At 54.6% G+C, this 12965-nt stretch carries 11 protein-coding genes and 1 pseudogene; 1 reads left to right on the top strand and 11 read right to left on the bottom strand.

The genetic code is table 11. From position 1 onward, the window contains the following. Window positions 1-61: 61 nt before the first annotated feature. From rpoZ to remA, 3 genes are read right to left on the bottom strand one after another with little or no spacing between them, the layout of a single operon-like run. On the bottom strand, window positions 62-316 hold the full coding sequence (rpoZ, locus tag G548_RS0103295) for a DNA-directed RNA polymerase subunit omega (protein ID WP_022792721.1): 255 nt from the start codon (window positions 314-316) through the stop codon (window positions 62-64). Then, window positions 316-930 carry a guanylate kinase gene (gmk, locus tag G548_RS0103290; protein ID WP_022792720.1) on the bottom strand — a complete coding sequence of 205 codons (615 nt, stop codon included), beginning with the start codon at window positions 928-930 and terminating at the stop codon, window positions 316-318. Before gmk ends, rpoZ begins: the two co-directional genes overlap by 1 nt. 26 nt (window positions 931-956) lie before the next feature. Continuing rightward, window positions 957-1220: an extracellular matrix/biofilm regulator RemA gene (gene remA / locus G548_RS0103285; protein WP_022792719.1), complete on the bottom strand. Its 264-nt coding sequence runs from the start codon at window positions 1218-1220 to the stop codon at window positions 957-959. 315 nt (window positions 1221-1535) lie between these two features. Here remA and G548_RS0103280 point away from each other — a divergent pair, with 315 nt between their 5' ends. Continuing rightward, window positions 1536-3272, top strand: a complete 1737-nt coding sequence (locus tag G548_RS0103280; RefSeq protein WP_022792718.1) for an Rqc2 family fibronectin-binding protein — start codon at window positions 1536-1538, stop codon at window positions 3270-3272. A gap of 57 nt (window positions 3273-3329) precedes the next feature. Here G548_RS0103280 and pyrE read toward each other — a convergent pair whose 3' ends face one another. The 8 genes and pseudogenes from pyrE to G548_RS17220 form a co-directional block, all read right to left on the bottom strand. Continuing rightward, window positions 3330-3956, bottom strand: coding sequence for an orotate phosphoribosyltransferase (pyrE, locus tag G548_RS0103275; RefSeq protein WP_022792717.1), 627 nt, complete (start codon window positions 3954-3956; stop codon window positions 3330-3332). Beyond that, on the bottom strand, window positions 3946-4668 hold the full coding sequence (pyrF, locus tag G548_RS0103270) for an orotidine-5'-phosphate decarboxylase (protein ID WP_022792716.1): 723 nt from the start codon (window positions 4666-4668) through the stop codon (window positions 3946-3948). The genes pyrE and pyrF overlap by 11 nt, the downstream gene beginning before the upstream one ends. Before the next feature lie 47 nt (window positions 4669-4715). Continuing rightward, a pseudogene (locus G548_RS17225) lies at window positions 4716-5576 on the bottom strand (dihydroorotate dehydrogenase); the annotation flags it as partial. Then, entirely contained in the window at window positions 5573-6355 is a 783-nt protein-coding gene (locus G548_RS0103260) for a dihydroorotate dehydrogenase electron transfer subunit (RefSeq protein WP_022792714.1), read from the bottom strand. The gene G548_RS0103260 and the pseudogene G548_RS17225, both read right to left, overlap by 4 nt. Then, window positions 6352-9567: a carbamoyl-phosphate synthase large subunit gene (carB, locus tag G548_RS0103255; protein ID WP_022792713.1), complete on the bottom strand. Its 3216-nt coding sequence runs from the start codon at window positions 9565-9567 to the stop codon at window positions 6352-6354. The genes G548_RS0103260 and carB overlap by 4 nt, the downstream gene beginning before the upstream one ends. 13 nt (window positions 9568-9580) lie before the next feature. Further along, window positions 9581-10669: a carbamoyl phosphate synthase small subunit gene (locus G548_RS0103250; RefSeq protein WP_022792712.1), complete on the bottom strand. Its 1089-nt coding sequence runs from the start codon at window positions 10667-10669 to the stop codon at window positions 9581-9583. Next, window positions 10666-11949, bottom strand: coding sequence for a dihydroorotase (locus tag G548_RS0103245; RefSeq protein ID WP_022792711.1), 1284 nt, complete (start codon window positions 11947-11949; stop codon window positions 10666-10668). The genes G548_RS0103250 and G548_RS0103245 overlap by 4 nt, the downstream gene beginning before the upstream one ends. Next, entirely contained in the window at window positions 11946-12875 is a 930-nt protein-coding gene (locus G548_RS17220) for an aspartate carbamoyltransferase catalytic subunit (protein WP_040880608.1), read from the bottom strand. The genes G548_RS0103245 and G548_RS17220 overlap by 4 nt, the downstream gene beginning before the upstream one ends. Window positions 12876-12965: the final 90 nt, after the last annotated feature.

The following is a 12965-nucleotide window of genomic DNA, read 5'->3' as shown; positions in this document are numbered from 1 at the left end:
AAAAGCAACCTACGTGATGCCATAGGTTGCTTCTTCTTATCTGGTGCCCGTTCATTTTCCGTTATTCTTCATAGTCATGTTCTTCGTAGTCACCCTGGCGGTAGCTGAGCACGCCGGCCTGGATTTCTTCGAGAGCGATGCCTACTGCCTTCACAGATTTTGCATTATCGATCATTGGAAGTGCCCCGTCGATTTCTTCGAGGTCTCTCGCGCGCCGTGCCGAGACGGATACTAGCGTATATTTAGAATTGATATGACCGAGCAGCTGATCAATGGACGGGTACAGCATTCCTTCGTCGTTTCTGTTTGAAGCCATTATTCCACCTCCGCTAATTCTTTATATTTTTCAATCAGGCGTTCCTGTTTGCAGTGTTCTGCAGTGACAATAGAGCGAATACGCGAGACCGCTTTTTCGATCTCATCGTTTTCTACTACATAGTCGTACATCTGCATCATGTCAATTTCATTTTTGGCCACAGTCATCCGTTTGTCAATTAATTCAGATGTTTCCGTTCCGCGTCCGACAATCCTGCTGCGGAGCTCGGCGAGGCTCGGAGGCATTAAGAAAATAAATGTTCCTTCCGGATAACGCTCCTTCACCTTTTCTGCGCCCTGCACTTCAATCTCGAGAATAATATCTTTGCCGCGGTCAATAGTTTCCTTGACGTAATCAAGCGGGGTCCCGTAGTAGTTGTCTACATACTGCGCCCATTCAAGCAGACGGCCTTCCTCAATCATTTTTTCAAACTCTTCCTTCGAATGAAAGAAATAATTTACTCCGTGCTCCTCTCCCGGACGGGGAGCGCGGGTGGTGGCCGAGACGGAATACTCAATGTTGGTATCCTCTTCGCGCAGCGCTCCGCACACCGTACCTTTTCCTACACCGGCCGGGCCGGATAGAACAATCAATAACCCTTTATCATCTTTCATAGGTTGACACGCCTCATTTCACAATCTTATTCGTCCGATGAATCATCGTCTTTTGTATGCAGCCGCTGGGCGACTGTTTCCGGCTGAACCGCAGAAAGCACCACATGGTCGCTGTCTGCAATGATAACCGCTCTCGTCCTTCTGCCGTAGGTGGCATCAATCAGCATGTTCCGGTCCCTTGCTTCCTGAATAATCCGTTTGATTGGTGCTGATTCAGGGCTGACGATAGAAATAATCCGGTTTGCCGACACAATGTTGCCAAATCCAATGTTGATTAGCTTAATGCTCAAAACTACCCCTCCTGGTCGGACCATCCCTCTAGCTGCTGCCTGAAAAAATGGTTCATATATGTTTTCTTCTGCGGTTCCTGACGAGTTGTTCTCCTGCTTTAGTATAGCACGATTATTTCAAGCGTCACAAACGATGCTTCGCGGTGAGGCCCGAACATTATGTACTTCTATATTGTAAACAATATCTCTTCGCCCCACAACCAATGTTTATTCAGCAAACAAGACGGCGCGCTTTTCATTATGCTATAATCCACCGTACAGAACGCAAGCAGCAGAAGGTTTTCTCCTGCTTGTACGAGTAAAGGATGATCGAACGTGAGCTTTGACGGAATCATGACCCAGGCGGTTGTGCAGGAGGTCCAGCAGACCCTCCAAAGCGGCCGGATTTCAAAAATACACCAGCCCTACAAAACCGACCTCGTCATTACAGTGCGGGCAAACCGTAAAAACCACCAGCTGCTGCTGTCGGTAAACCCTTCCCTGTCAAGAATGCACCTGACAGACGAAAAGTATCAGAACCCTCCAGAGCCTTCCATGTTCTGCATGCTGCTGCGCAAGCACCTTGAAGGCGGCTTCGTACGGGAGGTAACGCAGCAGGGACTTGAGCGCATTGTTTCATTGCGCATTGAAAACAAAGATGAAATTGGCGATCGTACGGAACGGACCCTGGTTATGGAAATTATGGGCAAGCACAGTAACGTCGTGCTCCTCAATGAGGACCGCACGCACATTCTCGACAGCATGAAGCATATTTCCCCGGCCCAGAATACGGTACGCACGATTCTTCCCGGGCAGGAGTACGTTGCACCCCCTTCCCAGCATAAGGCGAACCCCCTCGACGCCGGAGCCGGCGACGTGCTGAGAGCACTTGACGCCAACCAGGGCAAGCTCGACCGCCAGCTGATGCAGGCGTTTGAAGGAATTTCTCCTCAGAGTGCCAGGGAGACCGCGCACCGGGCCGGTCTCGGTTCGCTGCAAAAGCTCGCCGATACGTTTACCGCGCTTATGAGCGACGTAAAAAACGGGAATTTTCAGCCGCAGATCGTAACGACCGAGGCGAACAAGGAATATTACAGTGCCATTGATCTCACTCATGTAGACGGCACGAAAGAAAGCTTTGCCTCGGTGAGCGCTATGCTCGACCGCTACCATAACGGCAAAGCCGAACGTGACCGCGTACACCAGCAGGCTCATGATCTCGAACGGTTTCTGCAGAACGAACGTGAAAAAAATGAGCGTAAGCTGAAAAAACTGCGCCAGACGATTACGCAGGCTGAAAACCGTCTCGTCTACCAAAAATACGGGGAGCTGTTAACCGCCCACATGCACCAGCTCCGCGGCGGGGAAAAGGAAATAGAAGTAACGGATTATTACGATCCCGAAGGCGGCACGCTTACTATTGAGCTTGAGCCTGAATTATCGCCATCAGATAATGCCCAGCGTTATTTTAAACGATATAATAAAGCCAAAACCTCGCTCTCCGAGGCCAAAAAACAGATTAAGCTGACCCGGCGTGAGATCGATTACCTCGACCGGCTGATTCAGCAGGTCGAAACGGCTGCTCCATCTGACATTGACGACATTCGTGAAGAATTGTCGGACGGCGGTTACCTGAAAAAACGTGTGCAAAAGAAAAAGCAGAAAAAAAATACGAAACCGCAGGTGGAACAGTACGTTTCCTCCGCCGGCACCCTTCTGCTCGTAGGTAAAAACAACCGCCAGAACGAATACGTCACCAACCGGGTGGCAAATGCGGGAGACACCTGGCTGCACACTAAAGACATCCCGGGATCCCACGTAGTGATCCGCTCCACAGATGTGGACGAGGAAACGTTAAAGGAAGCGGCTGTACTTGCCGCCTATTTCTCGAAAGCGCGCTCCTCGTCCTCTGTGCCGGTCGACTACACCCTGATCCGTCACGTGCGAAAACCAAACGGCGCCAAGCCCGGGTTTGTGACCTATGATCAGCAGTCCACCCTGTTTGTCACGCCTGAGGAAAGCCTCGTGCTCGAAATGAAAAACCGGGCAAAGGCCCAGACTGCTGCAAAATAAAAAATGGCTCCTTCCGGCACAGCTGAGCTGTCCGGGAGGAGCTTTTTTCATTCGTATTTACGCCCAGGACGCCGGGGCCTGCTTCCATTCCTGCAGACGCTCGATGTCTTTTTCCTGCACGTAGCCTTCCTCAGCAGCAATCTGAATCAGTGCAGAATAGTTGGTCAGTGTTTTTGCCGGCAGCCCAGCTTCTTTAAGCTGCCTTCCCGCTTCTTCCAGCTCATACGTGAAAATCGCAGCGGCTCCGAGCACCTCGGCTCCGTTTTCCAGAAGTGCCTGCTGGACCGTAATCATGCTTTTGCCGGTCGAGATTAAATCTTCGACAATTACGACTTTATCCTCCGGCTTGACTCGTCCTTCAATCTGATTGCCTTTACCGTGTGATTTGGAAGACCCGCGTACGTAGCACATCGGCAGGTCGAGTCTGTCCGCTGCAAGCGCCGCATGAGCGATCCCGGCCGTCGCGGTGCCGGCAACAATCGTAGCCTCGGGATAATTGTCCCGGATAAGCTCCGCCAGGCCTTCTGCCACCCGGCTCCGTACATCCGGATAGGAAAGCGTCAGCCGGTTGTCACAGTATATCGGCGAGCGGATACCGGAAGACCAGGTAAACGGTTCATCCGGGCGCAGGGTCACTGCTTCGATGGTCAGCAGATCTCTGCTGAGGAGTTCTTCATTCTGCATTGGGCATTCTCCATTCCTGTTCCATTTGTTCGTAGGCCGCAGCCGAATCTGCGGCATTTGTAATGCTGCGGCCTACGACGATGGCGTCACTGCCGAGATCTGCCGCGGCACCCGGGGTCACTACCCGGGCCTGGTCCCCCGCCGCCTCGCCGGTGCCGCGAATTCCCGGCGTCACGGTCATAAAAGAGCTGCTTCGGGCGCTTTTAATAAGAGGAACTTCCCCGGCGGCACAGACCACGCCGTCCTGCCCCGACTGTTCGGCAAGCCCGGCGTAAGCCAGCACTGCTTCGTTCATCGAAAGCGGTATGCCAAGCTCCTCGTTCAGCATCGATTCGGAGGTACTCGTCAGCTGGGTTACTGCTATACAGGCAGGCCTCTTTTGACCGGACCAGGTGCCCTGCTCCAATCCTTCTACAGCCCCCGCCATCATCCGGCTCCCGCCGGCGGCATGGACCGTGATAAGATCCACCTGCAGCCTGGCAAGCTGGGCTGCAGCCCGCTGAACCGTATTAGGGATATCATGCAGCTTCAAGTCAAGAAACACCCGGTGGCCTTTCGCTTTCCATTCCTCTACAAGCGCCGGGCCTTCTTTATAAAATAATTCCATGCCGACTTTTAAAAACAGCGGCCTCTGCCCGAATGAAGCGAGCAGAGCATCCGCCTCCGATTTGTCCGGCACGTCCATAGCGATAATCAGCGGACGGTCATTCATGCTTTCACCCCGCCCTGCTTCCAGCCGGCCCAGTCCGCTGCCGGCTCGGCGTTGGCCCAGTCTGTCAGCTCCTGAATAATTTCCGGGCAGGCAAACGGGTTGCTGATGTTTGCTGTTCCGACAGCCACTGCATCGGCTCCGGCCATCATAAACTCCAGCACGTCCTCCATGCCCATAATTCCGCCCATGCCGATGATAGGCAGATCCGTCACCTGCCGCACCTGATACACCATCCGGATCGCCACCGGCTTAATAGCGGGCCCCGAAAGGCCGCCGATTTCATTGGCAAGCAGCGGCTTGCGCGTCCGCGGATCGATTTTCATGCCCGATAATGTGTTAATCAGCGAGAGGCCATCCGCGCCGGCTTGTTCCACCGCTCTGGCAATCTCGGTAATATCCGTTACGTTGGGAGAGAGCTTGACATACACCGGAACGTCAGAGACGTGCTTCACTCTTTTCGTCAGCTCTGCCGCAAGCTTCGGATCGGTGCCAAACGTAATGCCGCCTTCTTTAACATTCGGGCAGGAAATATTGAGCTCCAGCGCTGCAGCCATTCCGGATTCCGACAGCCCGGCGGCCACCGCTTCGTAATCTTCCATTTTCGTCCCGGCGACGTTTGCAAGAACCGGTGTATCTAACTGCTGGAGCCACGGCAGCTCCTGTTCGGTGACTCCCTTAAGCCCCGGGTTCTGCAGGCCGATGGCGTTCAGCATGCCTGCTTCTGTTTCTGCCACCCGCGGTGTTTCGTTCCCGAATCGCGCTTCTTCGGTGGTTGCTTTAATCGCAATGGCTCCAAGGTTATTGAGGTCATACAGCTGAGCAAACTCTTTTCCAAAGCCAAAGCATCCGCTTGCCGGCATGACCGGGTTTTTCATCTCCAGGCCGGGCAGGCTCACATGCAGTTTCATGACAGCACCACCTCTCCCCACGGAAAGACCGGTCCATCGCTGCAAACCTTCCGGTAGCCCGTTCCGTCCGGATCATCTGTCGTGTGACATACACAGGCAAAGCAGGCACCGATGCCGCAGCCCATGCGCTCCTCAAGGGAAAGCTTTCCTTTCGTCGTCGCATAGGAGCTGTCGAGTGCCCGGAGCATCGGCAGAGGCCCGCAGGCAAAAATGGCGTCGTAGGAAAGATTCCGGCGGTCAATCACGTCTGTGACAAACCCGGTATCTCCGATGCTCCCGTCGATGGTGCTCACAAAACAGTCGCCGAGCGAGCTAAATCTTTCCTGAAAGAAAGCACTGGAGGCATCGGCAAACCCGAGCACGGTCTGAATCTGGACGCCCTGGATTACCAGCTGTTTAGCGAGACCGAGCAGCGGCGGGACGCCTACGCCGCCCCCGACAATCAGCGCCTTTTCTCCTTCGGCCATGTCACTCGTATCAAATCCGTTGCCGAGCGGCCCGAGCACATCCACTTCGTCGCCTGCACGCCAGGCTGCCATCCGGCTTGTGCCTTCGCCCTCGGCACGGAACACAAGGGCCATCCGCCGCTCTTTTGGCCAGTGTTCACTAATACTGACCGGACGGCGGAGAAGCGGGGCGACGTGCGGGGAGGTCTTTACATGCACGAACTGCCCCGGCGCCTGGATGCGCTCCGGCATATCGCCTTCGAGCACGACTTCAAAAATCGATGCTGCGATTTCGTCGATAGAAATGACGCTCATCCATTCTTTTTGAATCACGCCATCACCTCGTTTGTACGGTCTTCTTTCATCGCCGGCATGGCTTCTGTGGAAAAGGTGATCATCTCAAGCACCTTTAACAGGGCTCCGGCCGTGTCGAGCGAGGTGAGACATACTACTTCATTTTCCACCGCTTCCCGCCGGATCCGGAAGCCATCCGCCGCCGCTTTTTTCTGTTTTTCCATCGTGTTGATCACAAACTGGGCTTTGCCTTCCCGGATAAAGTCCAGAATGTTTGGCGACTCTTCCTCCACTTTTGCGACCGACGAAGCCGGAATGCCTTCCTTGTTCAGCCACGCCGCTGTTCCCTGGGTCGCTGTAATCGTATAGCCGATCGCATGAAACCTTCTGGCGAGAGCAAGCGCCTCCTTTTTCCACTCATCGGCGATAGTGAACAGCACGGTGCCGTGATTTGGAATTTTCATCCCGGAAGCAATCAGTCCTTTATACAATGCTTTCTCGAGCGTCTGATCCCGGCCCATCACCTCGCCGGTCGATTTCATTTCCGGCCCAAGGGATATTTCCACCTGGCGGAGCTTGGCAAAGGAAAAGACCGGCACCTTGACCGAAACGCCTTCTGCCTCCGGCAGCAGACCGCTTTCGTAACCCAGGGAAGCAAGGCTCTCTCCGACCATGACCCGGGTGGCAAGCTTGGCAATCGGGCATCCGGTAATTTTACTTAAAAACGGCAGCGTGCGGCTCGCCCGCGGATTCACTTCAAGCACATACACTTCGTCTTCATGTATGACGAACTGAATGTTGAGCAGCCCTTTAATATTCAGCCCTTTTCCGATAGCGACTGTCCGCTCTGCAAGCGTTTGTTTCGTCTGCTCCGAAAGCGTCTGCGATGGATAGACCGCAATCGAATCGCCCGAATGCACGCCGGCGCGTTCGATATGCTCCATGATTCCCGGTATTAGCACCGTCTCCCCGTCTGAAATTGCGTCAACCTCCACTTCCTTTCCGACCATATAACGGTCGATCAGTACCGGGTGCTTGCGGTTAACGCGTACAGCCCGTTCCATGTAGTTAAGCAGTTCTTTTTCATTTCCGACAATTTCCATTGCCCGTCCGCCCAGAACGTACGACGGGCGCACCAGAACCGGGTAGCCGATATCGGCAGCCACCACCCGCGCCTCTTCCGTGCTGACGGCTGTACGGCCGAGCGGCTGAGGGATTTTGAGCGACTGCAGCGCCGCTTCAAATTTATCCCGGTCCTCCGCCCGGTCCATGTCTTCGAGTGTAGTGCCGAGAATCTTGACGCCGTGATCGGCGAGACCATCCGCCAGGTTAATCGCCGTCTGGCCGCCGAATTGAACGATGACGCCCTCCGGCTGTTCCACATCGACCACGTGCATCACGTCCTCCACAGTGAGCGGCTCAAAGTACAGCTTGTCGGAGACGCTGAAGTCTGTCGACACCGTTTCCGGATTGTTGTTGATAATAATCGCTTCATATCCCGCTTCCTGCAGCGCCCAGACGGTATGGACCGTGGCGTAGTCAAATTCCACGCCCTGCCCGATCCGTATCGGGCCGGAGCCAAGGACGATCACAGACGGACGCCCGGTTTTGCTGCTTTCGTTTTCCTCCTCATAGGAGGAGTAGTAATACGGCGTTTCGGATTCGAATTCCGCCGCACACGTGTCGACCATTTTATACACCGGCATAATACCCAGATCGAGGCGCTGGCTGCGCACCTTTTTCTCTGTTGTATTCCAGTAGGCTGCGAGCGTTTCGTCGGCGATACCTGTTGTCTTGGCCATCCGGAGGATCTCTTCATCATTTGGGTACGCACGTGCCATCTCAGCCACTTTGACAATGCCGGCAAATTTTTCGAGGAAAAACAAATCAATTTTTGTCCAGCTGTGCAGCTGTTCAAGCGAGTAGCCGCGCTTTAGCGCCTCCCCGATATAAAACAGCCGCTCATCATCCGCACGAATAAGCTTGTCTATCAACTTTTCTTCAGAAGCCTCTGCGTAATCCGGGTGCGTCAGAAAAGCCCGTCCGAGTTCAAGCGACCGGATGCCTTTTAAAATGGACTCTTCAAATGAGCGTCCGATGGCCATCACTTCTCCTGTTGCCTTCATCTGCGTACCGAGCCGGCGGTTCGCTGCTTCAAATTTGTCAAACGGCCAGCGGGGAATCTTCGTTACTACGTAATCAAGGGCCGGCTCAAAGCTTGCGTATGTCGTACCGGTGATCGGATTCTTTAACTCATCGAGCTTATAGCCCGCCGCGATTTTTGCTGCCAGCTTGGCAATCGGGTAGCCGGTCGCTTTGGACGCAAGCGCCGAGGAGCGGCTCACCCGCGGATTAACCTCGATGATGTAGTATTCAAAGCTTTCCGGAGAAAGGGCAAACTGCACGTTGCAGCCGCCTTCGATTTCAAGCGCGCGGATGATTTTCAGGGAGGAATCCCGAAGCATATGGTACTCCCGGTCAGCAAGCGTCTGGCTCGGGGCGGTGACAATCGAGTCACCGGTATGAATACCGACCGCGTCGATATTTTCCATGTTACAGACAACAATGGCCTGCCCGGAGCTGTCGCGCATCACCTCGTATTCAAGCTCTTTAAACCCGGCGATGCTTTTTTCAAGCAGGCACTGGGTTACCGGGCTGTATTTGAGCCCGGACCCGACAATTTCCACGAGCTCGTCGTGATTGTCCACCAGACCGCCGCCGGTGCCACCAAGCGTATAGGCCGGCCGGACGATAACCGGGTAGCCGATTTCCTCTACAAAGGCTTCTGCTTCCTGCAGGTTGTGCACAATGGTGCTTTCAGGAACCGGCTCATTCAGCTCATACATCAGGTTCCGGAAGGACTCCCGGTCCTCTGCCTGCTCGATCGCAGACAGCTCGGTGCCAAGAAGGGAAATATCGTACCGCTCAAGCAGCCCGTGGCGGTGCAGCTCCATCGCCATATTCAAACCGGTTTGGCCGCCAAGCGTCGGAAGAATGGCGTCCGGCCGTTCTTTTCGGATCACCCGGTCGACAAACTCAAGCGTCAGCGGCTCCATGTACACCTGATCGGCAATGTTGGTATCTGTCATGATGGTTGCCGGGTTGGAATTAATTAAAATAACCTCGTATCCTTCTTCCTTTAACGCCTGGCACGCCTGGGTCCCGGCATAGTCAAACTCCGCCGCCTGGCCGATCACGATAGGGCCGGAGCCAATCACTAATATTTTTTGAATATCTGTACGTTTTGGCATGGTGACTCCCCTTTTACATTCGAGTAGGTACTTTTTCGTAGCGGTTCATTAAGCGGACAAACTGGTCGAATAAGTCGTTGGCATCGCTCGGTCCCGGGCAGGCCTCCGGATGGTACTGAACGCTGAAGGCCGGATACTCCCGGTGTTCGACGCCTTCCACCGTGCCGTCGTTGACATTGACGTGCGTCAGTATAAGATCTGTGCCCATCAGCGAATCCCGGTCCACGGTATAGCCGTGGTTCTGGGAGGTTATATCCACCCGGCCCGTTTTCACCTGTTTGACCGGATGGTTCCCCCCGCGGTGGCCGAACTTGAGCTTCGACGAGGTGGCCCCGCAGGCAAGACTCAGCAGCTGATGGCCGAGACATATGCCAAACACCGGCACTTCACCAATCAGGCCGCGCAGCGTCTCTACGGCCTCCGGCACGTCTTCAGGGTCTCCGGGGCCGTTACTGAGCATTACTCCGTCCGGGTTCAGGGCGAGCACTTCCTTCGCCGTGGCGTTGTATGGAAGCACAAACACGTCGCAGCCGCGGCTGAGCAGATTCCGGGTAATACCGTGCTTAGCCCCGTAATCCATCAGAACGACCCGTTTGCCGTTGCCCGGTGCATGGTAGGCATTTTTCGTACTGACCCTAGACACCTGGTCCCGGGGGTCGACCCACTGCTGCAGCTCCCGGACTATTTCCTCTTCTTCCGCTTCTTCTGCGCACAGTCTGCCCCGCAGCGTGCCGGCGGTCCGGATCATTTTCGTCAGGCGGCGTGTATCAATGCCGCACAGGCCGGGAATATCTTTTTCATGCAGCCATTCGCTGAGCGTGCCAATGCTCCGGAAATTGCTCGGGTGCGAAGCTGCTTCCTTGACGATCAGTCCACCGGCAGAGGGGTGCATCGTTTCGAAGTCATCCCGGTTAATGCCGTAGTTGCCGATCAGCGGATACGTCAGCGTCACCAGCTGATCGCAGTAGGACGGGTCGGATAAAATTTCCTGATAACCGGTCATCCCGGTGTTGAATACGACTTCCCCTACCGTTTCCCGTTCGCTGCCAATCCCTTCTCCGTGAAAAACCGCTCCATTTTCCAGTATTAATTTGCGCTTCATTGCTGCACCTCTTCCTTTTCATACACTGTCTGTCCGTCTACGATCGTGAGTACCGGCCAGCCTTTCAGCTTCCAGCCGGCAAACGGCGTGTTTTTTCCTTTTGATACAAACTGCGCAGGGTCAACTGTTTCTTCGTGCTCGAGGTCAATGAGCGTCAGATCTGCAGCAGCCCCGGGGACAAGCGTTCCGGCATCGAGACCGAACACCCGGGCCGGCCGCTCTGTCATTGATGTGAGCAGATACTCCAGGGTACACACCCCGTTTAAAACCAGTTCGTTATATAAAAGCGGAAAGGCCGTTTCAAATCCCGTAATGCCAAACGGGGCTTCGCCTATAGGCCGTGCTTTTTCTTCCGCCGCGTGAGGGGCATGGTCAGTCGCTATAAAATCAATGGTGCCGTCGAGCCAGGCTTCAAGCAGTGCCTGCCGGTCACCGCGGGACCGCAGCGGCGGATTCATTTTATAGTTTGTGTCCACCTCAGGTATATCGTCTTCGCTCAGCAGCAGATGATGCGGCGTCACTTCGGCTGTTACATGGATACCGGCACGCTTGGCATCGCGAATCAGCCGCACAGATTCCTTCGTGCTCACGTGACATACGTGATAATGGCACCCTGCCGCTTCAGCAAGCAGAATATCGCGGGCGATATGAACCGATTCAGCTACCGCCGGTATGCCCTTTAGTCCGTTCTTTTCCGCAAACCTGCCGGCGTGCACGCTGCCGCCGTATACGAGCGTATTTTCCTCACAGTGCGCCACTACCGGCATATCGACCGCTGCTGCTTCGAGCATGGCTTCGTACATGACAGAGGCGTCCTGAACGCCCACTCCGTCATCTGTAAAAGCAAAGGCCCCGTGCTCTTTCAGTGCTTTCATGTTCGTACGTTTGGCTCCCTGCTGTTTTTCCGTAATCGAAGCGTAGGGAAGAACGCGCACAACCGCCGTCGCTTCGATGCGTTCATAAAGCAGATCAAGCTTTCCTGCGGAGTCTGGCACCGGATGCGTATTTGGCATCGGACAAACGGTGGTGAATCCGCCTTTGGCCGCCGCCTTTGTACCTGAATAGATCGTTTCTTTATGCTCGCCTCCCGGCTCACGAAGATGCACATGCACATCGACCAGACCCGGGCTGAGCAGCCGCCCTTTTGCATCGAGCACCACTTCCGCTTCCTCCGGCACCCGGCCTATGTCCTGGATACGTCCATTTTCAATCAGTACATCCCGCGGTCCGATGATTTCCCCGGAGGTAAACACCTGCGCATTAATAATCCATCCGTTCATTTCCAATCTCCTCCTTTAGCCTGTCTTAATACGTGGTCAAGCACAGCCATACGAATGAACACACCGTTTGTCATCTGCTTGAAGATTCGTGAGCGGCTGCCCTCCACGAGCGCGTCCGCGATTTCCACGCCCCGGTTGATCGGGGCAGGGTGCATAATAATGCTTTTGTCCTTCATGCGCTGCGCCCGTTCTATAGTGAGTCCGTATGCTTCGTGATAATCGTTCGGGCCGGCTATCAGCTGAACGGTGTGCCGTTCATGCTGAATGCGGAGCATCATCATAACGTCCGCCACCTCCACCGCTTCATCCATCGGAATAAAGCGGCTGCTCATGGCTTCATCCATCCATTCTCTTGGTCCCGATACGTATACCTTCGCTCCAAGACGCTCCAATACCTCCACGTTTGAACGGGCGACCCGGCTGTGACGGATATCGCCGGCAATGACGACCTTCACCCCGGCAAACCGGCCAAACTCCTGCTGGATGGTCATTAAATCCAGAAAAGACTGGGTCGGGTGATGCCCGCAGCCGTCCCCGCCGTTAATGATGGGAATGTTGATAAAGTCCCGCAGTTCATCAAAGTATCGTTCCTGCTCGTGACGGATAACGACCACGTCCGCTCCGATGCTTTCGATTGTGCGTACCGTGTCGTACAGGCTCTCTCCCTTTTTCACGCTTGAGGTGGCAGCATCGAAATGAAGAATTCCGAGGCCGAGGTTCTGTTCGGCCGCTTCAAAGCTGAGCTTGGTCCGGGTGCTCGGCTCAAAAAATAAGTTCGCTGCGTACAATGGGAGATTTTTTCGTTCCCGGTCCATGTCTGCGAATGCGTTAGCCCTCGCCAGCAGCTCGTGAATCTGCCGCACATCCCATTCTTCCATTGTCAGCACGTGCTGGACTGCTGCTGTTTTTGAAGATTTTATACTCATCATCGTTTCCGCTCCTTTTTAAGCGCCTCGATCCCTATATAAAAAACCCGGAGTCGGAAAGACTCCAGGTTTACGGGTATGAAGAAACGC

It is taken from the genome of Marinococcus halotolerans DSM 16375 (genome assembly GCF_000420725.1).
In the GTDB taxonomy this organism is placed as follows: domain Bacteria; phylum Bacillota; class Bacilli; order Bacillales; family Marinococcaceae; genus Marinococcus; species Marinococcus halotolerans.
The sequence above is the reverse complement of the archived record's forward strand: the minus strand, read 5'-3'. Positions and strand labels throughout refer to the sequence as shown.